This is a genomic window from Georgenia sp. SYP-B2076 (assembly GCF_003991205.1).
Lineage (GTDB): Bacteria > Actinomycetota > Actinomycetes > Actinomycetales > Actinomycetaceae > Georgenia.
On sequence record NZ_RXOZ01000011.1, the window covers coordinates 560,239 to 583,940 of the forward strand.

The window sequence follows — 23,702 nt, forward strand, 5'->3', positions numbered from 1 at the left end:
GCTCATCGCCGACCAGGTAGTGGGCGTACAACGGTAGCCCCGCCTCTCGGCAGTCGTTGAGGTCGAAACCGGCGAAGCGCAGGCTGTGGACGAGTTCGCTGACGAGTTCGAGCCATCGCCCCTCAGCCTGTTGATGCTGAACGTCGCGATCCGGAACAGGTCCGGCACGACCGCGCTGTCGCTGGCGCTGAGCTCGGGGTCGATGCCTGCAAACTCGGTCGTACACTCACGAGAGAACCCGTGTTCAAAACCATCACGGAGAAGCCCGCGTTCAAGAACGCGGCACGGTAGCACCTGTGCATAGTCCCCGCCGGACGGGTACTACGGGTGGCAGAAGCTCGGTGAGGCCGGGAAGAAAGAGCAGCCGTACTACCTGCACGCCGAGGACGGTTCCATCCTGGCCTTCGCCGGTCTGTACGAGTGGTGGAAGGACCCGTCCATGCCGGACGACCACCCGGACAAGTGGCGGTGAACCAACACGGTTCTGACCACGAGCGCGTCCGACGGGCTCGGGCACGTGCACGACCGCTCGCCGGTGAACGTGCCGGCTGACCTGCTCGACGGCTGGCTCGGCCCGGACCTCACCGACCCAGACAAGGTGCGGGAACTCGTCGCCGCCGTGCCCGAACCGAGGCTGGTTCCGCGGCCGGTCGGCAAGGCCGTGGGCCCGGTTCGCAACAACGGACGGGAGCTCGTCGAGCCGGTCGAGACCTGACCGTGCGCATCGCCGGCGCCGAATTCCGCGTAGCCGTCCCCCACTGAAGGGCTAACACGCACTAACGCAGTTGCAGGTGCCAGCGCACCAACCTTGTGGCTCGGGCCGCGGTCTGGTGAGCGGTAACCCAAGAGGTCGTGAGAGGAGGGCGGTCGAGCTTCGTGGCAGAGCCTTGTGTGGTCACGGCTTCAGCAGCCCGGACGGCGAGACCCCCGGATGACGTGAGGAGATCCTGACGCGCAGCACCGTGGGTCGGATCAGGAGCTCCAGCGGCGGTCGCAGAATGACCGCCTCGCCGTCGAGCCCTGCGTGGACCGGCTCTTTAGCGTCGATGACCACGGAGCTGGCGGTCCACGCCCGGCCGGCCTGAGGCCGGGGGCCATCTGGGAGGTCCAGGACCACTATTCCGAGCTGCCCACTGGCCAGTGTGGGCCGGGTCCCGGTCACGAGCGGCCGATTCAACGCGTAGGGGTTGTTGGACACGAGCACGGCGGCCGGATGCGCGTGCTCGCGACCCCGGTCGTCGACGATGTGCAGTGCGGGGGCGGCTCGGCTCGGCCCGAGCACCGCCCGGACTGTCTCCGCGAGGGTCCGCACCTTCGCATCGCGGTACCCGGAGCGCTGGATCGCCTCGCCGTAGATCCCCAGCGAGACGTTGTTGAGGAACAAGCGCCCGTCGACCTTGCCGACGTCGATCCGGCGCTCGACCCCCTCGGTAAACGCCTCCAGCGCACCTACGAGATCGCGCCGATCCACACCGAGGTCGAGGGCGAAGTGGTTGCGGGTCCCGGCCGGGATGCAGACGAGGGCCAGCCCGTGGGTGACCGCCGCTGCCGCGGCGACGGCAAGCGAGCCGTCGCCGCCGGCAACGCCTAGGCCGTCGGCGCCCCCGCGCACCGCGTCGGCGACGAGCTCGTCGAGGCTCGCGTCCGGGCCGAAGGTGAAGACGTCGATCCCGAGCGCTCGGGCCCGCCCGGCGAGGTCCGCGTGCACCGCCTTCCCGCCGCCGGAGGCCGGGTTGATGAACAGCACGGGCCGTCGCAACGGGGCGGCCGGCGTCCATCCATGCCGCAGGGGGCTGGGCCGGGGCAGCTCGGGCGCGCTCATCGGGGCCGCTCACAACCACCCGGCGCGCCGGAAGTTCCAGTGGAGGGCCCAGACGGCGGCGACCATGACTGCCAGCGCGTAGGCGTAGCCGAAGGGCCAGGTGAGCTCGGGGATGTGGCTGAAGTTCATGCCGTAGATCCCGGCGATGATCGTGGGCGCGGCCGCGATCGCGGCCCATGCCGACACCTTCTGCATGATCACGTTCTGACGGACGGTGACGCGCGACAGGTTGGCACTGAGCAGGCCGTCGAGGCGGCCCGACAGCAGCTCCACCTCCTCGGACAGTCGGCGAGCGTGGTCGCCGGCATCCCTCAGGAGGGCGCGCACGCCGTCTGGGGACATCACCGGCTCGCCGCGCTGGAGCGTGTCAAACACGGCGAGCACGGGATGCACCGCCCGGCCGAGCTGGTCGACGCGGCGGTGGTGGAGGTAGATCGCCTCGCTCTGATCCCGATCTCCCTGGAAGACGGCCTGCTCCATCCGCTGGGCCTCATCGACCAAGAGGTCGGCCACGCGCTCAGCATCGTCGACCACCGTGTCGAGCACGGCCCACAGGGCCGCCATCGGGCCGAGCGCCGTGACCACCGGATGCCCGTCGATGCGCCGGCGGATGCTGCCGAAGACGTCGCCGGCTGACCGGCTGACCACGATGGCGTACCGCGCTCCCACGAAGACGTCGAGCTCGCCGACGTCGAGCTGTCCCACGGCCTCGTCGTAGCGGACCGTCTTGACGACGACGAAGACGCAACCACCATACGCCTCCAGCTTCGGGCGCTGGTGGCCCTCGAGCGCGTCTTCGACGGCGAGCGCTGGCAGGTCGAAGCATCCGCTGAGCTCGTCGAGCTCCTCGCGAGCGGGCTGGCTCACCGCCACCCACACGAACCCCGGCCCTTCGCGGGACAGGCGAGCGGCGTCGGCGACGCTCGTCGCCTCCGCGTCGCGAACCCCGGCGTGGTACCGCGCGGAGTCGACGATCACGGCCGATCCAGACTCGACACCGGGCGGCCTCACACGCTACGGCCGCAGGTGGATAGACAGGGCCCGACGAACTCGGTCATCCGCTCGCCTCCAAGGACGCCGCCGAAGAAGCCTGCCCCCGTGCCTTGCTGACGAAGTCGACGGAACACAGAGTAGTAGCAGCGGAAGACCAGAAGCCAGGGCGCCAGGTGGCCGACCGCGCTCACGGACAGGAGGAAACGATGGCCCTGACCAGAATGAGCTGTTTGCGGGAGCCGGTGGATCTCGGCGGCGCGTGCTTGGGCGCGGTCCGATGACGAGTCCTGCCGGCGCGGACGCACCGGTGCCACCCACGTCAGCCGCGCGTCCCGCCGGGCCGCCGTCGGGCCGCCTCGCCGCGCGCTTGGAGGCGCGCGACATGACGCCGCCGTCCGTCCTCGACGACCTCACACGGCTCGACCTGGCGACGTACCAAGCGATCGCCGAGACCCCGACGCCCACGCTCGACGAGCCGCTCCGCCGGCTGTCCCTCGTCGCCAGCCACTCCAAGCTCTGGATGGGGATCGCCGCGCTCATCGCGGCGCTGGGCGGAGCCTCGGGTCGTCGCACGGCCGTCACGGCGCTGACGGCGGTGGCGGTCAACTCGCTCGTCGTCAACCTCCCGCTGAAACTGCTCGGCCGACGTGCCCGGCCGGACCGTGTGGCAGCACGCGTGTCGCCGACCCGCCAGGTCCCGATGCCGACGTCGCCCTCGTTCCCCTCGGGTCACGCGGCGTCCGCGTTCGCCTTCGTCGCTGCGGTGGCGCGGACGATGCCCGGCGTGGCCCGCTGCTTGAGGGCGCTGGCGTACCTCGTCGGCTACTCCCGCGTCCACACCGGCGTCCACTATCCCGGCGATGTCATCGTCGGGGCCTTCGTCGGCACGGCGATCGGCGAGTCCGTCGCCTACGCCGCCAGCCATCGACCGCGTGGTAGGCGGTAGCGCCGACGGGATCCCGTGCAGCGGACGGCCACGAGGGTCAGTGGATCAGCCTCTCGAGCAGCAGCAGCACCACCCCGAGCGCTCCCTCGACCGCCGCGAATAGGCCCGCGCGGAGCCATGTCGCGCCGGCACGTCGGCCGGCGACGAATCCCCAGCCGACGATCTGAGCGATTGCGGCGGCCATCGCGAGCGCCGCGCCGGTCTCGCGCGACCACGCACCGACCCACGCGAGCGCGAGCAGGAGCGTGGGGACGACCGCCGCTTCGACGAGTGGCCATTCGCGGCGTGCAATGGTGAGCGCGTCGCGGCGCCGGAACATCTGGCCTGCCGAAATCCGCGCGCCGACGACCTCCGACCACCAGTGCGCCAGCCAGAAGACGAGCATCGATCCGAAGGCGGTCAACGTCATCGCGCGCGCGTCGCGTCCGACCTCGAAGGAGAGCCCGACGACGGAGGCGACGAGGAACGATCCGTAGACGGCGGCGCCGAACCGGATGCTCGCACGCGATTCGAACGGGGCGTTCGCCGTGCCGTCCTGCGCTCTCACTTCGAGGCGGGCGAGTCGGCGGCGGACGTCGCGCGGGCGTTCGTCCGTTGCTGTGGCCATGGGGGGCTCCTCCCTCGTGTTTGCGAACACAAGGGAGCGTGGTCCGCCCCGCTGCCAGACCGCTGCCGCAGGCGCGGTCGCGGCTGCCACGCGGGCCGGCGCGCGGGATCGCCGGCTCAGGAAGGCGCGGCCGCGGCTGTCGTCTCGGCGCCGTCGCCCAGACCTGCCAGGCGGACTGCAGCCGCCGCGGCCGGGTCCTCCGACAGCACCACGAAGAGGCTCTCGCGCGGCCGGTGCGCCCGCGGGGCCTTGGACCACGTGAGCACGTTGCGATATAGTTTCGCGGCCGTCTCGGCGTCGCCGGCCACCGCGAGGACGCGACCGAGTTCCACGCGCGCATGGGCAGCGGCCCAAGACGCACGCGCCGCCTCGGCCGTAGCCAGCGCGCGTCGTGCGAGCTCTTCGGCCTGGGTGACGTCGCCGCCCGCGAGGGCGCTCGACGCGAGCCCGGACAGCGCGAACGCGGCGTGATCGGCGAGGCCTGTTCGACCTGCGAGGTCGAAGGCGCGACGGTACGCGACCGTTGCGGCGCGGCTGTCGTGCCGGTGCTCGGCGACCCACGCCTCGAGCAGCACCGCGGGAACGAGGAACGCGTCGAAGCCTGTGGCCTTGGCGTGACGGCGCGCTTCCGCTGCCATGGCGGCGACCGTGGCGACTTCACCCGCCGCTGCGGCGACCTGCGCACGGAGGAGGCCGGCCGCTGCGCTCGCCCAGTGGTTCTCGCCGGCGAGCCTCGCACACCCCCGTCCCGCGAGCGCGGCACCCCGTTCGACGTCGCCTGCCTCGGCGATCGCGAGGCCGAGCGCCGCCTCGACCAGGCCGAGCTCCGGAGATGCCGCCTCGCCGCCTTCGACCGCGAGGGCCCGTTCGCCGATCTCGATCGCGGCGTCGAGGTCGAGTTCCTCGGTGGCGAGGTAGCAGCGGAAGGCCTGGAGCTCGAGCCACTCGCCGACCGGCACGGTCCCTGACGCCGCGGCCAGCGCGAGCTCAAGGAAGCGTCGGCCCTCGGCCACGCGTTGGGCGAGGATGAAGTACCAGACGAGCGGCGCCAAGCGCGCAGCGATGCCGCTGTCGCGGGCATTGCGAGCGTAGGTGAGCGCAGCCCACAGGTTGTCGTTCTCGAGCTCGAGCCGGCGGACCCAGGCCTGCCAGTCGGCTCCTCGAAGCTTTGTCTGCGCCGCCTCGGCGAGGGTCGCGAAAGACTCGGCGTGCGCCCGCCGGGCGGCGGCGAGACGACCGTTCTCGGCGAGGCGACCGAGCGCGTACTCCCGCACCGTCTCCAGCAGGTCGTAGCGCGCGCCTTCGGCCGGGAACGACACGGACAGGATCGACTTGTCGACGAGCACGCCCAGCAGGTATGTCATGGTCGGCTCATCGAGTCCGTCGCTCGCCGCGGTGGTGACCAGGGACGGCAACGACGCGCCGCCCCGATGTACCGCGACGTGGTGGAGCAGCGACTTCTCGTCCGCGTGCAGGAGGTCGTAGCTCCACTCCACGAGCGTCCCAAGAGCCACGCGGTTCACATCCAACTTCGACAAGTCGCCGAGGAGCTCGAGGCGGTGCTCGACGAGGTGAAGGATCTCCACGACCCCGAGGGCGTGGGCGCGCGCGGCGGCAAGCTCGATCGCGAGCGGCAGCCCGTCGAGCTGGCGGCTGATCTTCGCCACGAGCGGGGCGGCCTCCGCCGTGAACTGGAACCCAGGTCGTGCGGCCTGTGCGCGCTCGACGAAGAGCCGCACTGCCGGCGAGTCGACGCCGTCGCCCGGGCCCGTACCGGGCCCTCGGAGCGGCTCGACCGTCACCCGGGCCTCGCCGGGCACGTGCAGCACCTCGCGGCTCGTCGTGAGCACCCGCACGTCCGGACAGCCGGCGACGACCGCTGAGGCGACGCGCGCCGCCTCTACGACGACGCGACCGCAGCCGTCGAGCCACAGGATCGCGTCGGCGTCCCGCAGGCGATCAACGACCCGGGCGAGCGGGTCGGTGCCCCGGACGTCCACGGCGTGCGCGACCAGGCGAACGACGTCGTCCGCCCCGCCGGCACGGCCGAGGTCGACGAACCACACCCCGTCGGCGAACTCGTGCTCCACGGAGCGGGCCGCCTCCAACGCGAGCCTGCTCTTGCCGACGCCCGGCGGTCCGGTCAGCGTCACGAGACGGTGCTCGCGGACCAGAGCGAGCACCTGGGCGAGCGCCTCCTCGCGATCGACGAACGAGGTCGAGGGAGCGGGGAGGGTGCCTCGTCGCCTCCGGGCGGCCGGGACGGGCGCGATCGCGGGATCCTGCGCGAGGATAGCGTTCTGGAGCCGCCGCAGCTCGGGCCCCGGCTCTAGCCCCAGCTCCTCCGAGAACACACGCCGCGCCTCGCGGAAGGCCTCGAGGGCGTCGGGCTGGCGGCCGCTGCGGTACAGCGCGAGCATCAGCTGTCCCCACAGGCGCTCCCGGAACGGGTTCTCCTCGAGCGCCGCTCGGAGGGCGGGCAGGACGTCCCCGTGCTCGCCGAGCGCGAGCGCCGCCTCGAACTGCTCCTCAAGCGCGTCGACGCGAAGGGAGTCGAGCCGCCGTGCCTCGGCGCTGAACCAGGCCGTATCGGTGAGGCCGTGCAGTGCCGGGCCGCGCCAGAGTTCCAGCCCGCGCGCAACCGACTCGGCCGCCGCGCCCGCATCCCCTGCGCGCAGCGCATCACGCGCCTCGCGCAGCAGGTCCTCGAACCGCCGCGCGTCGACCGCCGCGTCCGTCAGCGCGTAGCCGTCCGGCGTCGCGGCGATCGCCTCCGAGCCGAGCGCCGCCCGAATACGAGCAACGTGGTGCTGGACGGCATTGCGCGGCGCGGCAGGCAGGTCATCCGCCCACAGGGCGTCGATCAGCGAGTCGACGCCGACGACGCGACCACAGCGGAGCGCGAGGAGCGCGAGGATCCCTCGCCGCTTGCCGCCGCTCACGTTCGCCGGCCGCCCACCGGTGAAGGCCTCGAACGGGCCGAGAAGTCGGACTTCCACCTGGTGGTTCATGCGCGCACGGGGGTCGGCCTGCACGCATCAGTTTCCCACGCCAGCAGCGCGCGGGTCTAGGCACGAGCCGCGGCGGCGGCCTGGCCTTCGTCGCGCGCACGTCTTCATCTCTTCATCGCTCGCCGCACGGACGCTGGCTCGATCGCGGCGTGGCAGCACCGGCGACGAGCGTGGCAGTGACGTGGCAGCGATGGACGAGAACGTTGATGTGTCAGTGCTCCACAAACACGAAAGGAAAAGCACATGGCTGCAATCGAGAACGTGGTGGTCGTCCGGTTCACCGAGCCGAGCAAGGCCTACCAGGCGCTGAGCGTGCTGAAGGACTGCGACGCCGAGGGCCGGATCGCGCTGCGATCCGCGGCGATCGTGGATCGTACATCCGAGGGACTCCTGCGCACACCCGAGGAAACCGACAACATCGGTCTCTTCGGCACCGCGAGCGGCTCGCTGCTCGGGATGCTCATCGGCGTCCTGGGCGGCCCGGTCGGTGTGCTCGTGGGCTGGGGCGCCGGTGCCATGATGGGCGGGGCGTTCGATATCGATCGTGCCGTGAAGTCGGACGAGGCGCTCACCGAGCTCGGCAGGGCCATCCCGCCGGGATCCACGGCAGTGATCGCGACCGTGGGCGAACCGGCGGTCGAGGTGATCGACGCGGAGATGACGAAGTTGGAGGGCGAGGTCACGCGCCGTGCCGTCGGCGAGGTCATGGACGAGCTGGAGGCGGCGGAAGATGCCGCCGAGGCAGCCGCACGTGAAGCCCGGCGAGAGCTGCGCAAGACGCGCAAGGCCGAGCTGAGCGCGAGCGTCGACGCGCGCGTCGGAGCGGTCAAGGAGAAGCTCCACATCTCATGACGGCGATCCGCCACGTCACGAGGGCAATGCCCTGCGAGTGAGATGACGCTCCTGTTGGGCCCGTCGGCCGAAAGACCGGCGGGCCTCAACTTCTGCGGTCGTGCAGCGGTTCGGCGTCGTGCTCGAGGTCGTGCTCAGGCGGTCAGGGCCCGGAACGGGTTGGTGGTCACCTCCCGGGCGCCAGCGCCGGGAATGGCGGTCAAGCGGCGGTGGGCGAGGATGTCCAGGCCGAAGTTGCAGTCCCCTGGGCCAGCCCGCCCAGGAGCATGTCGACCAGACGGGCGCGGTACGGCTCGAGGGCGGCCCGCACGTCCTTGTCCCGCCCAGGTCCGAGAATGGTTGCGGTCCGGCGACGCCACCTGAATCTGTCCCGCACCCGGAGCTCGCCATGTCCGACGCTGGCCGGATACCGATAGTGCCTCGTCCGGCTTGCCCGCTGATCAGCCTGTGGCGCTATCGGACACTGACCTGCACCAGGGCCAGTCGGCGCTGCTGATCGTGTTCGACCCGTCGCCCGCAGACGCGATCGATCGGTATGCCAACCCGCAGGCACGCCCCGGGGGTCGTCCACGACTCGAACCTGGGCAGACCATGATTGACGAGGTCATCACCGATCAGTCGCGCCCGACCGGTGACCGTCACGTACCACCCGGTGTGGTGTGCGGTGTCCATCGATTCAGTACCGAAGGACATCAGTGGCTCCTGCACGGCAGCGGCAAGGCGGTTCTCATAGCCGGTTTCGAAGACCACCTCGCCCGCTTGGACGACGAAGTTCACCAGCATGAGCTGCGGCTCGCCAGAGCGGACGTACGAGACCCAGCCCAATCCGCAAGCTGGCAGCAACCGAAGGCAGTCGTCGGGAGACAACATCACAACATGGCACTCTGCGTCGGTCATCAACGACTCACCAACTCCCCGCGTCCTCATTTGAGTCTCGGAAAGGGCGCCCACGACTCGGCCAAGGGCGCCCGAGGCCCCAGCCGCCGCGCCCATATTGCCTGCACCGGCCTCACACTCTCTCGGCGAGAGACTCGGCAACGAGCCCCATGTCGGTGAGTCGGTAGACCCGCCACACCCGCAAGTCCCTGCCCTCGCCCCCGGCGTCCTTTTCGTGGAAGCGCACCGCGTCCGGCCAGGGTGCTCCCTCACCGGTGACGGTGTGATGCCCCGTCTTCCCCTCGAGGATGAACGTCGTCGGGCCCTCGAACTTTTCAATATCGCAAGGCGCGCGTCCCTGTACCTCGATGACTTTGTCCGGCACTCCCGAGACAACCGTCTCAGGCGGCGAGTGCGCCATGGCCGTCCCCTAGAGGTCAGCGGTGCCAATCCGAGCGAGGGCGTCGTCATCACCCTCGCACATACCGTGGAAGATCCCCGATCGTCTCATCTAGTGCTGTGGAGGCGGCGGTCCTCCTCACTGACGCACAGTTCCAGGATTTGCGCGCCGTCGACGGTGCACCGAGGGCTCCGGCGCCACCTACGTGCTCAGCCGGCTGCCGGACAGGCACGCCGGCCATCACCCATCAACCCGCATCCTCAGCACTGCTCGCCCGAACCGGCACCGGCGCGCGCCGTCGGGCATCAGTCGGTGATGGCGTCGGTCCGCCTGCAATTTCCCGCCGCAGGCGCGACACCGAGCTGTGGCCCATGGGTGGTGGCGGCCACAGCTCGAGCCGAGGTCTAGGGCTGCTGGTCGTGGGCCCGACGGGTAGGCGCCGCCGGGCGCGGAGCCACTCGCCGTCCGAATGGGCGACATCAGTCGAGAGGTGGACGCGACGGGCTGGATCCGATCACGCCCGGTCCCCTCAGTCCTCATCGTGCTCTCATCGGCGGGTGCTGACACTGGTCGTCATCAGGGCCGTCCAGCGCGAAGGGAGACCGCCATGTCCACGCGGGAGGCATCGCCCAGCTGTGATCAGGGAACGTCGCCATCCGGCGGGGATCACCAGCGCGGCTCCGGCGGGTCTTTGGGGCCGGAGAGGATTTGGTCGACCTGGCCGGTCGCGATCGGGGTGGCGCTGTTCGACCTGCTGTTCTTCGGACCGGGTCTGCCCGGGACGGTCATCACGCTGGGGGGTTTGGGCGCCGCGGCGGTAGCGGTTCTAGGCATCGTGGTGGTAGCCGTTCATCGTGCGAGCCGACGATGGCGGGCAAGACCGGAGGCCCCACCTCCCCAGGTCAGTAGCAACTGACCCGGAAGCGAGACCATGACGGGGATCGAGGACTACGCCCTGCTGGGTGACCTGCACACCGCGGCCCTGGTCAGCCGGGAGGGCTCGATCGACTGGATGTGCGTGCCGCGCTTCCACTCCCCCGCCTGTTTCGCGGCGCTGCTCGACACCGCCGAAGCGGGCCGGTGGCTGCTCGCCCCCGCCAGCGGCGGGAACTGCAGTCGTCGGCGCTACCGCGGGGACACCCTGGTCCTGGAAACGGAGTGGGAAACTCACGAAGGGAGTGTCCGAGTCCTTGACTTCATGCCGCCCCGGGGTGAGGCGCCCGCCGTCGTCCGCCTCGTTCAAGGCGTCAGCGGCGCCGTCCCGATATTCGGAGAGCTGCGACTGCGCTTCGACTACGGGCACGTTATCCCGTGGGTGCGCAACATCGGCGGTGCGATCGAGGCGGTCGGGGGGCCGGACGCGGCATGGCTGCGCACCCCGGCACCGCTGCAAGCCCGGGACTATCGCACCGTCTCCGAGTTCGTGGTCCGCGCCGGCCAGACCGTCCCCTTCGTGTTCACCTGGGCGCCGGGTCCCGTCCGCACGCCCGAACCAGTCGACCCCGAACAGGCGTTGAGCGACACCATGGACTTCTGGGAGCGGTGGTCCGCCCGCTCGTCCGTCACAGGGCGGTGGCGCGACACGATCCAGCGCTCCCTCATCGTGCTCAAGGCGCTCACCTACGCCCCCACCGGCGGGATCGTCGCCGCGGTGACCACGTCGCTGCCCGAGCTGCCCGGCGGCTCGCGCAACTGGGACTACCGATACTGCTGGTTGCGCGACGCGACGTTCACCCTGCAGGCGCTGCTTGCGGCCGGTGACGACGAGGAGGCGAGGGACTGGCGGGAGTGGCTGCTCCGCGCCGTCGCAGGGGACCCCGGGACGCTGCAGATTATGTACGGCCTCGATGGCACACGCCGCCTGCCGGAGATGACCCTGCCGTGGCTGGCCGGCTACGAGAACTCAACACCGGTCCGCATCGGGAACGCCCGCCGCCGGTCAGCTCCAGCTCGATGTCTGGGGTGAGGTCCTCGATGGGCTGCACCTGGCCCGGCAGGCCAACATGACACTCCCCGATGACGCCTGGGACCTGCAGGTGGCGCTGATGGACCACCTCGAAGGCCGTTGGCGCGACCCCGACAACGGCCTGTGGGAGATGCGCGGCCCCCGGCGCCGCTTCACCCACTCCAAGGTGATGGCCTGGGTTGCCGCCGACCGCATGGTCCGTGCCGTGCAGGACGCCGGCCTCCCCGGCCCGGCGAGGCGATGGGAACAGCTCCGCGACGACATCCACGCCGACGTCCTGACGCACGGCTACAACCACGAACGACACACGTTCGTGCAGTGCTACGGCGGTACCGACCCGGACGCCAGCCTGCTCCTGCTCCCTCGCCTCGGGTTCCTGCCCGGCCCGGATCCCCGCGTCCTCGGCACCATCGCCGCGATCCAACGCGAGCTCACCCCGGAGGGACTCGTGCTGCGATACCGCACCGAGACCGCCGACGACGGCCTGCCCACCGGCGAAGGCGTATTCCTCGCGTGCTCCTTCTGGCTCGTCGACGCCCTGCACCACGCCGGCCGGGAGAGGGACGCCATCGCGCTGCTCGAACGGCTGCTGTCCTTGCGCAACGACGTCGGACTGCTCAGCGAGGAGTTCGACCCCGTGACCGGCCGCCAGCTCGGCAACACCCCGCAGGCCCTCAGTCACGTCCCCCTGGTGGTCAGCGCCCTACAACTCGGCCAGCACCGCCCTCACCAGAGCGACCAAGCGATGCGCCCGCTGTCGCTTAAGGCAACCGTCGGCAGATGAACAACCTCGGCCGACGGAACCGGGCGCGAAGCCCACGCCTTGGCGCCAGCCGAGCTATCCACCCGAGGCGCCGCCGCCAAGCGCCGCCTGGCGTCAGGGGCGCCGCGGGCGAACACGTGCCTGCTGAACCACTCTCAGGCAAGGCCGATCGAGGAGAAGTGCCATGACGCCGGAGGAAGCCTGGGGCCATGTCATCGCTTTGCTCAGTGAGCGAAGCGACGCAGTCTTGAGTCCCCAAGCCACCACTACCCTGCTCAACCTCCTAAACCTCGGCCACACCATCGCGGAAGAGCGCAATGAACCCGAGCAGTTCAACATCGCCGTCCGAGAACTCGCCGAAGTCCTCGCCGAGTCGACCGCTCTGTCAAACGCCGAGGACGGTAAGGCCAATGACGAACAACCACGAGGCCCAGCCACTGTCGACGTGGACACCGTCGACCTCGTGCTGCTCGAGCTGTGCCCCCTCTGGCCGCTTTGCTGAGCTAACACACGAAGGTGCCGAGCTTGGATCTGAGGCCCTGTCCCCCGTGGGCCGTCAACGGACGAGGGTGGCCGCGGCAACTGTCAGGCCGCCGGTGCCGAGGTTGCCCATCTAGGGGCGGGCGCGACGCCCTTGGGCCCCGCCCCATGCGCGGGGGATGGCTCGGCCTGAGATCGGCGGGCGTGACACCTCGTGGCCACGGGGGAAGGATGGACCCGCACGCTGAAAGATCCTTGGGGCCCGCAGGCTCCCAGCCTCTCCCCGAGTCGCGCCAGCGTGCACTCAGGTGGATGTCGCTGACTGGAGCGATGGGCGTGGGAGTCACCCCAAGAGCCGTTGGAGCCTCGCCGGACCTGCTGGCGCAACTGTCGCACCATCAAGGCCGTCCCTCCCGGCAGGCGCTGGACCAGGCCCCGCGCGCCCGCGGCCAGCTGGTGGACTTCCGGGCGGAGCCAGCGCGATACCACGCCCCGCCGAACGCCGCCGCCCGCCTCCTGGGTACGACGGCGTGAGCGCGGTCTCTGGCAGGACGGCCACCGGCAGGACAGCCCGCGACGACACGTCCGCCGGCACGTCGGAGTGGCTGCGGCGAGACCGGTCACGCCGCTGGGCCGCGTACGTGGCGGCCGCCCTCGGCCTGGTGGGGCTGCTCTCGGCGCTGTCCCGGCCGTTGCGCGGGCGCGTCGAGACTTTGCTGGAGGTCATGCCGATCGTCGTGCCACGCACCGCGGTGCTCACCCTGGTCTTCGTCTCCGTCGCGCTGGTGCTTACCGCCCGCGGCCTGCGCCACGGCCAACGGCTGGCGTGGCTGGCCGCCGGGCTGCTCCTGCTCGCCTCCGTGGTGCTGCACCTGATCAAGGGTCTCGATGTTGAGGAGGCGACCCTGGCGACGGTCGGAGTGGTCTGGCTCGCCACCCAGCACCGGGCGTTCCCGGTGCTGCCGACCCGGGTGGCCGCGAAGCGTGCCGCGGTGCTCGGTATCGCGGGCGTGGTGGTGGTGGTGGGGATGTCGCTGTTGCTTGCCGTCCAGGCGCGCCCGGGCGCGGTACGCGCGCTCGGCGCCTTCGCGGGCCCGGTTCCCGCGGCCGCGGGCATGGCGCTGCTGGGCAGCGTGGCGTGGCTGCTGCTCACCCCGGGCCAGCCCGAGGCGCTGGTGGGCCAGGCGCACCGACGCGAGCGGGAGCGGGCCCGCGAGGTGATGACCCGCTGCGGCGGGGACAGCCTGGACTTCTTCGCACTGCGTGACGACAAGCATTGGTTCTTCACCGGCCGCAGCGTGGTCGCCCATGCGGTGCGCGGCAACGTGTGCCTGGTCTCCCCGGACCCGATCGGTCCGGGCGAGGAGAGGGCGGACGCGTGGGCGGAGTTCATGGCGTACGCCGAGCGGTCCGGCTGGTCCGTCGCGGTGGTCGGCGCGGCGCAGGCGTGGCTGCCGGTCTACGAGGCCACCGGGCTGCGCAGCATCTACCCGGGAGACGAGGCAGTCGTGGACTGCCGGACCTTCACGCTGACCGGCCACGCGATGCAGAGCGTGCGCCGGGCCCACCGGCGAGTGGGCGTGGCGGGCTTCACGGCCACCTTCCACGAGCCCGCCACTATGGACGACGCCACCCGGTCCGCGCTGCTGGAGCTGTCGACCCAGGGCCGTCGCGGGGAAGGCGAACGCGGCTTCTCGATGACGCTCTCCCGGCTCTTCGACCCTGCGGACGTCGGCGTCTTCGTGGCGGTGGGGCGCGACCCCGCCGGCCACCCGGTGGCGTTCATCCAGTGGGTACCTGCCGCACGGTTGCCCGGCTGGTCGCTGGACGTCATGCGGCGCAGCACCACGGCCCAGCTGCCCAACGGCGTCAACGACTTCCTCATCGTCGAGACGATCGCCAAGGTCCGCGAGCTTGGTGGCAGCGCCCTCAGCCTGAACTTCGCGATGTGGCGGCGGGTCGTCGCCGGTGAGCACGACTCGGCCGCGGCCCGCGTCGGCCGGCAGGTGTTGCGCCGGATGTCCCGCCGGGCCCAGATCGAGTCGCTGTGGCGGTTCAACGCCAAGTACGGCCCCCGCTGGGTGCCCCGCTACGCGGCCGTGGGCGCTATCGACCTCATCCCCGGCCAGGGCCTCGCCATCGCCGACGTCGAGGGCTTCACGGAGGTCCCGGTCCTCGGCCGGCTCGTGGGCCGGAGGCGGCCATGACGGTCTCGCTTCCTCGCCGCGCTGCCCGGCACGATCGGCTACGCCCCCGGCTCGATCATTCGGGCCGGGGGCCCTCAGGGCGCCACCCGGCTGGCCGTGGGGGCACCGGCTGAGCTGGTGTGCGCCGTCGCGGCGACCGGCTCGCGGGTCGAGTGCGCACGGGTGGATTGTGGCCGCGCCACGTACGCGGGCCGGACGCCTCCCGAGTGCCCCACGGGCCGGGCCGCCCGGTCCTGCCGTCGAGCTGCCGAAGTTCGTGGGCAAGACCCGTCGGTGTGCGTGCACACCTCCCGGATAGCTCACGTCGGTGGAGCCGCGGCACTGGGCGCCGCCCCTTCCGCGGCTTCCTCATCGTGCTCTCATCGGCCGGTGGTGACGCTGGTTGTCATCGCGGTCGTATAGCGCGAAGGAGCCCGCCATGTCCATGTGGAAGGCACCGTCCGGTCGCCAGCAGGGAGGTCTGCGGGCCGAGACCGGGAAGGACCACCGGCGAGGTCCCGACGCGTCTTCGGGGCCGGAGAGGATCTGGTCGACCTGGCCGATCGCGATCGCGGTGGCGCTGTTCGTCCTGCTGTTCTTCGGACCGGGTCTACTGGCGTCGTCGGGGACGGAACATCTCTCCTACAGCACCTTCCTGTCGGACGTGCAGGACCGCGACGTCTCATCGGTCGCCGTGGGGAGCGCGGGTCAGATCACCGGCGAGCTGACCAACGGCAAGGACTTCACCACCCAGGCGCCGGTGTGGGCGCTGACCACCACCGACCTGTCGAGCCGTCTGGAGGAGGCGGGCGTGCACGTGTCCGCCCACGCGCAGAGCGGGACGGTGGAGCAGCTCGTGGCGTCCGTGCTGCCGACCCTGCTGCTGGTCGGGTTCCTGGTGTGGACCCAGCGGGCCGTCGCCTCGCGCGCCGGTGGGCTCGGTGGCCTGTTCCGCACGAAGGCCCGCGTCACGGAGGCAGAGCGACCCCAGACCACGTTCGACGACGTCGCCGGGTACGAGGGGGCCAAGGAGGAGGTGCGGGAGGTCGTGGACTTCCTGCAGCACCCCGACCGGTACCGGCAGGCGGGTGCGAGAGGGCCGCGGGGCGTGCTGCTCGTCGGTCCCCCGGGCACGGGCAAGACGCTCCTGGCCCGCGCGGTCGCCGGCGAGGCGCAGGTGCCCTTCTACGCGGTCACCGGCAGCAGCTTCGTCGAGGTCTTCGTCGGCCTCGGCGCCTCACGGGTGCGTGATCTGTTCGCCCAGGCCCGCGCCAACGGCCCCGCGATCGTTTTCATCGACGAGATCGACGCGATCGGCGGCCGCCGCGGCGTGGCCGGGTCCCCGGTCACGACGAGCGGGAGCAGACACTCAACCAGCTGCTTGCGGAGATGGACGGCTTCACCCAGGCCAGCTCCGTCGTCGTGCTCGCCAACACCAACCGCCCGGAGATCCTGGACCCCGCCCTCCTGCGACCCGGGCGCTTCGGCCGACAGGTCACCGTTCCCCTGCCCGCCCTGGTCGACAGGGAACGCATCCTGGCCGTCCACACGCGTGAGAAGCACCTCGGCGCCGACGTCGACCTCCGTGCCGTGGCCCGCGGAACACCCGGGCTTAGCGGCGCCGAGCTGGCCAACCTGGTCAACGAGGCGGCCCTGCGCGCGGCACGAGCGAACAGGAGCGAGCTGCGCGCCACCGACTTCGACGACGCCCGTGACCGGCTCATCCTGGGCCGACGCGACGCGAACGCCCTGCTGCCCGACGAACGCCTCCGGGTCGCGGTGCACGAGTCCGGCCACGCCCTTGCCGCCGCGTTGTCCCCCACCGCCGACCCGGTCGCGAAGATCACCATCCTGCCGGCAGGGATGGCGCTGGGCGCCACCCACCAGCTTCCCGTGGACGAGCGCCGCCTCTACACCGAGCGGTACCTCACCGACCTCCTGACCATCCGCCTGGCAGGGCGGTGTGCCGAGCTGCTGGTCCTGGGGCAGGCATCGACCGGCGCCGCGGACGACCTCGCCGGGGCCACCCAGCTGGCCCGGCGGATGGTCCTCGAGTACGGCTTGTCCCGGCTCGGCCCGGTCGCCTACCCGCCCTCACCAACCCAGGGGCTGGACGGGAGCCCGGAGCGCCCGTACGGGGACGACACCCAGCGGCTGGTCGACACGGAAGTCTCGCGGCTGCTCCGCGAGGCCAGCAAACGAGCGGACAGCCTCCTGGCCGGCCACCGGTCTGCGCTCGACCTGGTCGCCCACCTCCTGCTCGAGGCAGAGACGGTCGACGGCTCGAGCGTCTACGACATCCTCCGCAAAGTCTCGACGGGCGTCACCTGAAGGGCTGCGCTCCCGGATCCGCGGCACCACTTTCGCCGACCTGTGTCGACAACACGTCTGCTCGCCCACCCCGACACATCACCGCTAGGAGAATCCGATGAACACCGTCGCACACCGCACCACACCGACGATGCCGCCTCGCCTGCGCTGGCTTGCCGTACTGATCGCCGGGCTCGTGCTCTTCGGCGCTATCGGCGCTGTCACGCTGAGCACGGGTGATCCGATCTTCCTGCCCTGTCTCCTGCTCTTGGGGGCCGCCATCGTCCCGGTGACGCTGTCCACCTTCGTCTCCGAGGCCGAGCCCACGCACCTCTCGCTGGCGAGCATCCTGACGGCCGCCGTGCTCGGCGGTGTCCTCGGTGGCATCCTCGCCGGGCTGCTGGAGTTCGACACCGCGCGGACCCTCGGCGGGCTGCCGTTCTCGATGGTGGCCGTCATCGAGGAGTGCGCGAAGCTCGCCGTGCTGGCGGCGTTCTTGGTCTGGCGCCACCCCCGGCTACGGACCGTGGACGGGCTGGTGCTCGGCGTCGCGGTCGGCAGCGCTTTCGCCGCGGTAGAGACGATGGGGTACGGCTTCGTCATGCTGCTGCGCACCGGCGGGAACCTGCTCTCCGTCGACGACCTGCTGGCGCTGCGAGCCCTGAGCAGCCTGGGTGGTCACGCCGCCTGGACCGGCTTGGCGTGCGCGGCGCTGTTCGCGGTGCCCAGCGCCCGGCGCCGGGCCCTGGGTTGGCTCCGCTTCTTCGCCGTGCTCATCGGTGTCATCTCGCTGCACGCGGGGTGGGACAGCGCCGCCGGCGGGGGTTACGACGACCTAGCGCTCGGGCTGGTCAGCTTCGCCGCCCTGATGGCGCTCACCTGGTCGCTGCGCCGGGCCGCGCGCGGTTCGCTCGAGCCACCGAAGGGTGTCGATCACTCGCTCACGGCTTGGATTCGGCACGCCCCCGGTGCGCCCCCTTCGACCTCAAGGTCCCTGGCCGGCGCTCCCGTCGCCGGCGCCGTAGGCGGCCGGTGATTCGCGAGGTGCGCAACTGCGCAGTCAAGACCGGCCCCTGGCGGCACGTCCCGCGCCAGGGTCCAGTCTGTGTCTGGTTGCCGACACACGCGGCAGGACCGTCGGCGCAGGGGCGCCGGCGTCTGGATGGTCCAGCGGCGGGTGGCACGGTCATGTACTCAGGCGAGGGGCAACCCTGCGGTGACCACCGCGCCTCCGAGCGGGTCGCCGTTGCGCGCCTCGACGGTGCCGTCGTGTGCGGCAACGATCGCCCGGACGATCGACAGGCCCAACCCGGCCCCCGAACTTCCCCGGGTACGCGCGCGGTCGCCCCGGACGAACCGATCGAACGCGGAGCCGCGAACGCCGGGCGGGAAGCCCGGCCCGTCGTCGGCTACCTCGAGCATGGCCCATTCCTGGTCACGGGCGACGCGCACGCGCACCGTGGTCGCCCCCGCGGCGGCGCTGTTGCCCGCGAGGTTGGCGAGCACCTGCCGCAGCAGGTCGGGGTCGCCGAGCACGAAGGCCGGCTCACCGGAGGCATGGATGCGCACCCCGAGCACGGGCGCGAGGCGCCGGGCCTCGGTGACGGCAAGATCGAGCAGGTCGGCCAGCTCGCGGCGGATGATCAGGGACCCGGCCTGCGCCCGGGCCAACAGCAGGAGGTCCTCGGCCAGCCGCGACAGCCGCGCGGCTTCGCCAAGTGCCGCCCGCAGGGAGCGTTCGACCTCTTCGGGGTCGTCGGCCGCGGACAGCGCGAGCTCGAGCTCGCCGCGCAGCACGGCGATCGGGGTGCGCAGCTCGTGGCTTGCGTCGTCGACGAAGGCCCGCTCGCGTTCGAAGGCGACCCGCAGCCGGCCGAGCATGGCGTCGAGGGTGCGGGCCAGGCGGGCGATCTCATCGTCGCCGGGCACCGGCGGCAGGCCGCGGGCGGCCTCGAAGGTGGAGATCGCGGCCGCCTCGCGCGTCAGGACGTCCACCGGCCGCAGCGCCGCCCGGACCACCAGCCAGCCGGCGATCGCGAGGACTGCGACCAGCAGCGGCGCGGCGAGAACGAGGACCTCGAGCAACCGACGGCGCGCCTCGTGCAGCGGCTCCACCGAGGCCGCGACGCTGAGCACCCCGGTGCCGTCGACACGCTGGGAGAACACCCGCACCGCCGAGAGTGCTCGATCCTCGCCCCGCTCCAGGAGCCGGGTCCGCAGCACCTCGGCCCGGACGCGGCGCACCCCGTCCGGCGACAGGAGCCGGCTGTCCCCCAGAGCTGCGGACCCGGTCAGGACGGCGCCGTCCGCTCCGTACAGCTGCGCCAGCGGATCCCGGACCACGGCCTCCACGTCCCCGGCGGCGACCGCCGCGACCAGGTCACCGCTGCGGTCACGCAAGTCGTCATCGAGCGCCGTGACCAGCTGCCGGCTCAGGATCAGATACAGCAGGGCCAGGCACAGCACCAGAGCCGCTGCCGCCCCCACCGCGAACACCAACGTCACCCGCGCACCCAGGGAGCGCGGCATCAGTCGCACGGCACCTCACCCCCGCTTCGACGGCTTTCACGGACTTCTACGCTCCCTCGCCAGCATGACGACGGAAAGGTCCCTTGGATACCTCGGGCACCGTGTGGAGCCGCACGTAGGGACGGTGCCGTCAACCGAGCCGGCTCAGGGATTGCTCGGCGCCCTCGACCGGCGTCACCAGTTCTTGGGCCGAGCAGCTTCTTTCATCGTCCCCTCATGCGTCCGGAGTCACCGTAGTGACCATGACCAAGAGCAGCAGGTTTGGGGAGCCGCCGCACCGCCGCGTTGAACGAGAGGCCGAGATGGGGCACCTGCGGCTCCGGCATGGCTGGGAGCTTCACCCCGCGGTGCGCGCGGACGACCGGACGACCGCCGGTGAACGCGCAGCCGGCCGGGCCGGTGACGTCCTTGGTTCGTGGGTGGTTGTGGCGTCAGCCCCCGTCCTGGTCGCTCTGGGCGTCGCGGTGGCCATCTGGCATGACGGTCACGGAGGGCCGATCGCCCTCCTAGGCCTCGGGCTGTCCGGCCTGGCGGTCTGCGAGCTGCAGTTGGTGCTCCTGATGGCCCGTCGCGCCGACCGCACGGCAGCGCAGGTGGCGCTGTACGACCTGGAGTGGGACCGGCAACGGGCGGCAGCGGTGGATGAGCTTCGAGAGGACGTGGGCCGGCTGCGCGCTGACCTCGCCCGGCTCGCCGCCCTCATGGAGTCCTCGAGGCTGCCCCGCGGGACCCGCGGACACGACGGCTAGCCCGGCGTCGAGGTGCGGAGCGCTGAGGGATATGCCCGACCGACCGCCACCGGCGAGAAGGTCGGAGGCCGAAAGGGGGCAGAAAGGTGTCTAGGCTTTTGGTCATGCGGCTGCTGGTCGTCGAGGACGAACCGGGGATGAGGTCCCTGCTCGTGCGCAGCCTGCAGCGCGAGGGGTACGCCGTGGACACGGCCGACAACGGCGAGGACGCGTTGTGGAGCGTCGCGGAGAACGCGTACGACGCTGTGGTGCTCGACGCGATGATCCCCGCGCCGGACGGCTTCGAGGTGTGTCGCCGCATCCGCGCCGAGGGTCAGTGGGTGCCGGTGCTCATGCTGACCGCGCGCGACGCCGTACCTGACCGGGTCCGGGGTCTTGACGCGGGTGCCGACGACTACCTGACGAAGCCGTTCGCCCTTGCCGAGCTCTTCGCCCGGATCCGCGCCCTCACTCGACGTGACCCGCTGGAACGACCGGCCGTGCTGCAGGTCGGTGATCTGACGCTGGACCCGGCGTCACGGCTCGTCCGCCGGGGAGGTGTGGACATCGCCTTATCGCCGAAGGAGTTCGCGCTCCTGCACGAGCTGATGCGCCGCCCCGGCGAGGTGCACAGCCGCACATCGCTGATCGACCACCTGTGGGACTTCGCCTACGACGGCGCCTCCAATGTCGTCGACGTGTACGTGCGCTACCTGCGCGACAAGGTCGACCGCCCCTTCGGCCGGGACACCATCCGCACCGTCCGGGGCGCGGGCTACCGGCTCGACCCGGACGCGTGAGCGCGGCGCCGACGTGAACCGGGCGCGCAGGGGGGGACGGGGAGGCACGCTGGGGCGCTGCGGCGGCCGTGCTCGTCGTGGCCGCCGTGCACCTGGCCATGCCGGAGCGGCTCTCACCCGGCCCGCGCTGGGCCGTGCCGGCCCTGGAGATCGTCCTGCTCGTCGCGCTGCTGGCTGCCAACCCCACGCGGATCACCCGGGAGTCGCGCGACGCGCGCGCTCTCTCCCTGGTCTTGGTTGCCGTGATCGCCACAGCCAACGCCCTCTCGCTCATCGAGCTCACCCGGCTCCTGCTCGCCGGCGGCGCGGCCAACGGCCGAGAGCTCATCGTGGCCGCGGTCGGCGTCTGGCTGACCAACGTCGTGGTGTTCGCCCTCGTGCTCTGGGAGGTCGACCGCGGGGGCCCGCACGCCCGCAGCGTGGGACGCGAGAGCGCACCGGAGCTGCTGTTTGCCCAGATGACGATGGACGACGCGAGCTGGTCGCCGTCGTTCGCCGACTACCTCTACGTCAGCTTCACCAACTCGACGGCGTTCAGTCCCACCGACACCCTGCCGCTGTCCAGGCGCATCAAGATGACGATGCTCGCCCAGGAGCTGCTCTCGTTCATCACGGTGGGACTCGTGGTGGCCCGGGCGGTGAACATCCTCGCCTGACACCACCACGGAGCCCCGCTCTCACCGCTCCCTCATCTCCGCCGGGACACGCTTGACCTCGCCGATTCGGGGACGGGAGCCGAGATGATCGACGAGCAGACGCTACGGCGGTCGCGGCGGCGGCACGAGACCACAGCCGCCTGGTGCTCAGGCCTGGCCCGTGGGCACGGGTGCGTGCCGTCTCGCCCATCTGTCCCGATCCCGGTGGCCGATGTGGGCCGGGCGCGAGGTGGTCGTTCATGATTCTCGTCCGAGATCTGACCGCGGTGCCCTGGTGGGTGCTCCTGCTGGCCGTCTTCACGCTCCCCGCGCTGGAGGCATCCATCCTGCTCGGCCTGCTCGTCCCCGGTGAGATCGCGGTCCTGCTTGGCGGCGTGCTCGCCCATCAGGGCAAGGTGCCCCTGGGCGCCGTGATGGTGGCCGCCGTCGCCGGCGCGGTCATCGGGGACAACATCGGCTATGCGGTGGGCGTTCGCATGGGGTCCGCGCTGTATGCTCGCGCACCCGACCCCGTGACGCGACGTCTGGACGCCGCCCGAGCCTTCGTGCGCAGGTTCGGCGCAGCGGCAGTGCTACTCGGCCGCTGGACCGCCTTCCTGCGCGCCCTGGTCCCCTCCGTCGCCGGCGCCAGCGGCGTGCCCTACCGACGGTTTGCCGCCTTCAACGTCCTGGGCGGGGCGCTGTGGGGCGTCGGGGTCGCCCTCATCGGGTATCTGGCCGACGCCGCCTACCACCAAGCCGAGCGGACCATCGGCCTGGCCTGGATGGTGGCGACACTGGTCCTCCTGACCGCCGCCCTAGTCGCGACGCACCGAGGCCGCCGCATGCCCGACCGGCGGCGACCACCGACCCCATCGCCCTCATCGCCCTACGGGTCACGGGCGCAGGCGCTCTACCGGCCGCGGCAAGGCCTGCCGTCGCCATCTCCTCACTCTCACGGTGGTCTCATGCGCATCTGTCACGGTGGCGACATGGCGGTTGACAGGAACCGGCCACCGCCCTGTCACAGGGGGCGGCCACTGCGTCCGCTCACCTTCCGAAGTCCGCGGGACGACCGGAAGCCGCTAGCTTCGCCGAATCTTTGGAGATCCCGATGAGCCGCGACGACTTGATGACGACGACCTCCTCCGCCGCGCCACTCCACGGCGCTGGATCGGGCCGGCAATCCGCCCGGAATGAGGACGGTTTGCAGGCGCAAAGCCGACGCACGGCCCGGGCAGGGCACGACCCGACGCCCCATCAGAGGTGGCCGCTCAAGGTGGTAGCCGTTCTCGCCGCCGCCATCTTCGGAGTGGGCCTGCTCTGGTTCCACAACGGTGCAGAGTCCCTCGTGGGTGTGCACCAGGTGGCCAGCGTCGGCTTGCAGCAGCGCACGCACGGCCTCGAGGCCCTGGACATGTACCTCGTGCCCGCGGCCGGCACCACTGCCGGTGGCGCGGCGACGTCATGGGGGCTCGCCGGTGCGCTCATCGTCACCAACGGAACCCACGACCAGCTGCTGAGTGTGAGCATCGATGGCCGGCCCGCGGTGATCACCACCCCGCCCGGCGCTCCGGGCGCCATCACCGTCACGGCGGCCCGTCTGACGGACCTCGGCTTCACCGCCCGGGACCCACAGGTCACCGTCGACGATCCTGCCATCCAGGCAGGTTCCGTCGTCCCCGTCACCCTGACCTTCGCTCACCGAGGCGACGTCCACGTCTCCACCCCGGTGATCACATCGCCTTCAGGACCCGATCCCGTGGTGCGCACACTCGACACCGGCGGGCGATGACGT

At 71.3% G+C, this 23,702-nt stretch carries 18 protein-coding genes and 4 pseudogenes; 15 read left to right on the plus strand and 7 right to left on the minus strand.

All coding sequences use genetic code 11. The features are described from left to right. Positions 1-322: 322 nt before the first annotated feature. Positions 323-715 (plus strand): annotated as a pseudogene (locus EJK16_RS20090) (SOS response-associated peptidase); the annotation flags it as partial. Positions 716-895: 180 nt separating this feature from the next. Here the strand turns inward: EJK16_RS20090 and EJK16_RS07395 are convergent. Continuing rightward, positions 896-1,822 (minus strand): diacylglycerol kinase family protein, encoded by a 927-nt coding sequence (locus EJK16_RS07395; RefSeq protein ID WP_127127795.1) that lies wholly within the window; start codon positions 1,820-1,822, stop codon positions 896-898. 9 nt (positions 1,823-1,831) lie between these two features. Beyond that, complete coding sequence (locus EJK16_RS07400) at positions 1,832-2,800, minus strand: magnesium and cobalt transport protein CorA (protein WP_164737219.1); 969 nt, start codon at positions 2,798-2,800, stop codon at positions 1,832-1,834. A 397-nt stretch (positions 2,801-3,197) separates the two neighbouring features. Between EJK16_RS07400 and EJK16_RS07405 the strand changes: the two genes are divergently transcribed. Continuing rightward, the gene (locus tag EJK16_RS07405) at positions 3,198-3,761 is read left to right on the plus strand and encodes a phosphatase PAP2 family protein (RefSeq protein ID WP_127127799.1); all 564 of its coding nucleotides are present in this window, start codon (positions 3,198-3,200) and stop codon (positions 3,759-3,761) included. A 37-nt stretch (positions 3,762-3,798) separates the two neighbouring features. Here the strand turns inward: EJK16_RS07405 and EJK16_RS07410 are convergent, their stop codons facing one another. Then, a complete protein-coding gene (locus tag EJK16_RS07410; RefSeq protein ID WP_127127801.1) occupies positions 3,799-4,368 on the minus strand; it encodes a hypothetical protein in 570 nt (189 codons plus the stop codon). Positions 4,369-4,484: 116 nt separating this feature from the next. After that, on the minus strand, positions 4,485-7,367 hold the full coding sequence (locus EJK16_RS07415; protein WP_164737220.1) for a BTAD domain-containing putative transcriptional regulator: 2,883 nt from the start codon (positions 7,365-7,367) through the stop codon (positions 4,485-4,487). A gap of 255 nt (positions 7,368-7,622) precedes the next feature. Here EJK16_RS07415 and EJK16_RS07420 point away from each other — a divergent pair, with 255 nt between their 5' ends. Beyond that, positions 7,623-8,231 (plus strand): DUF1269 domain-containing protein, encoded by a 609-nt coding sequence (locus EJK16_RS07420; RefSeq protein ID WP_127127805.1) that lies wholly within the window; start codon positions 7,623-7,625, stop codon positions 8,229-8,231. Between the two features lie 453 nt (positions 8,232-8,684). On the opposite strand, the gene EJK16_RS19485 is transcribed toward EJK16_RS07420, so the two are convergent. Together EJK16_RS19485 and EJK16_RS19490 are read right to left on the minus strand one after the other, a co-directional pair. Beyond that, positions 8,685-9,128, minus strand: coding sequence for a pyridoxamine 5'-phosphate oxidase family protein (locus EJK16_RS19485; protein ID WP_164737221.1), 444 nt, complete (start codon positions 9,126-9,128; stop codon positions 8,685-8,687). A 112-nt stretch (positions 9,129-9,240) separates the two neighbouring features. Next, on the minus strand, positions 9,241-9,528 hold the full coding sequence (locus tag EJK16_RS19490) for a hypothetical protein (RefSeq protein WP_164737222.1): 288 nt from the start codon (positions 9,526-9,528) through the stop codon (positions 9,241-9,243). A 910-nt stretch (positions 9,529-10,438) separates the two neighbouring features. On the opposite strand from EJK16_RS19490, the pseudogene EJK16_RS07430 reads away from it, so the two are divergent. From EJK16_RS07430 to EJK16_RS07450, 7 genes and pseudogenes are all read left to right on the plus strand, one after another. Beyond that, positions 10,439-12,257 (plus strand): annotated as a pseudogene (locus EJK16_RS07430) (glycoside hydrolase family 15 protein). Between the two features lie 163 nt (positions 12,258-12,420). After that, positions 12,421-12,738 carry a hypothetical protein gene (locus tag EJK16_RS07435; protein ID WP_127127809.1) on the plus strand — a complete coding sequence of 106 codons (318 nt, stop codon included), beginning with the start codon at positions 12,421-12,423 and terminating at the stop codon, positions 12,736-12,738. Positions 12,739-13,246: 508 nt separating this feature from the next. After that, the gene (locus EJK16_RS07440) at positions 13,247-14,923 is read left to right on the plus strand and encodes a bifunctional lysylphosphatidylglycerol flippase/synthetase MprF (RefSeq protein WP_127127811.1); all 1,677 of its coding nucleotides are present in this window, start codon (positions 13,247-13,249) and stop codon (positions 14,921-14,923) included. Between the two features lie 424 nt (positions 14,924-15,347). After that, positions 15,348-16,217: pseudogene (locus EJK16_RS20590) on the plus strand (ATP-dependent metallopeptidase FtsH/Yme1/Tma family protein); the annotation flags it as partial. A 38-nt stretch (positions 16,218-16,255) separates the two neighbouring features. Next, a pseudogene (locus EJK16_RS20595) lies at positions 16,256-16,399 on the plus strand (AAA family ATPase); the annotation flags it as partial. A gap of 39 nt (positions 16,400-16,438) precedes the next feature. Continuing rightward, positions 16,439-17,233 carry a hypothetical protein gene (locus EJK16_RS20100; RefSeq protein ID WP_370275987.1) on the plus strand — a complete coding sequence of 265 codons (795 nt, stop codon included), beginning with the start codon at positions 16,439-16,441 and terminating at the stop codon, positions 17,231-17,233. Positions 17,234-17,330: 97 nt separating this feature from the next. Beyond that, positions 17,331-18,248: a PrsW family intramembrane metalloprotease gene (locus EJK16_RS07450; protein WP_127127813.1), complete on the plus strand. Its 918-nt coding sequence runs from the start codon at positions 17,331-17,333 to the stop codon at positions 18,246-18,248. Between the two features lie 158 nt (positions 18,249-18,406). Here EJK16_RS07450 and EJK16_RS07455 read toward each other — a convergent pair whose 3' ends face one another. Further along, positions 18,407-19,741 carry a cell wall metabolism sensor histidine kinase WalK gene (locus EJK16_RS07455; protein WP_127127815.1) on the minus strand — a complete coding sequence of 445 codons (1,335 nt, stop codon included), beginning with the start codon at positions 19,739-19,741 and terminating at the stop codon, positions 18,407-18,409. A 242-nt stretch (positions 19,742-19,983) separates the two neighbouring features. Between EJK16_RS07455 and EJK16_RS07460 the strand changes: the two genes are divergently transcribed. The 5 genes from EJK16_RS07460 to EJK16_RS07480 all read left to right on the plus strand — a co-directional run bounded on the left by EJK16_RS07460 (position 19,984) and on the right by EJK16_RS07480 (position 23,699). Beyond that, the gene (locus EJK16_RS07460; RefSeq protein WP_127127817.1) at positions 19,984-20,490 is read left to right on the plus strand and encodes a hypothetical protein; all 507 of its coding nucleotides are present in this window, start codon (positions 19,984-19,986) and stop codon (positions 20,488-20,490) included. 104 nt (positions 20,491-20,594) lie between these two features. Beyond that, positions 20,595-21,269: a response regulator transcription factor gene (locus EJK16_RS07465; RefSeq protein WP_127127819.1), complete on the plus strand. Its 675-nt coding sequence runs from the start codon at positions 20,595-20,597 to the stop codon at positions 21,267-21,269. A 68-nt stretch (positions 21,270-21,337) separates the two neighbouring features. Continuing rightward, positions 21,338-21,925, plus strand: a complete 588-nt coding sequence (locus tag EJK16_RS07470) for a DUF1345 domain-containing protein (protein ID WP_205739631.1) — start codon at positions 21,338-21,340, stop codon at positions 21,923-21,925. 239 nt (positions 21,926-22,164) lie between these two features. Next, positions 22,165-23,022, plus strand: coding sequence for a DedA family protein (locus tag EJK16_RS07475; protein ID WP_127127821.1), 858 nt, complete (start codon positions 22,165-22,167; stop codon positions 23,020-23,022). Beyond that, positions 23,019-23,699, plus strand: coding sequence for a hypothetical protein (locus EJK16_RS07480; protein ID WP_127127822.1), 681 nt, complete (start codon positions 23,019-23,021; stop codon positions 23,697-23,699). The genes EJK16_RS07475 and EJK16_RS07480 overlap by 4 nt, the downstream gene beginning before the upstream one ends. Positions 23,700-23,702: the final 3 nt, after the last annotated feature.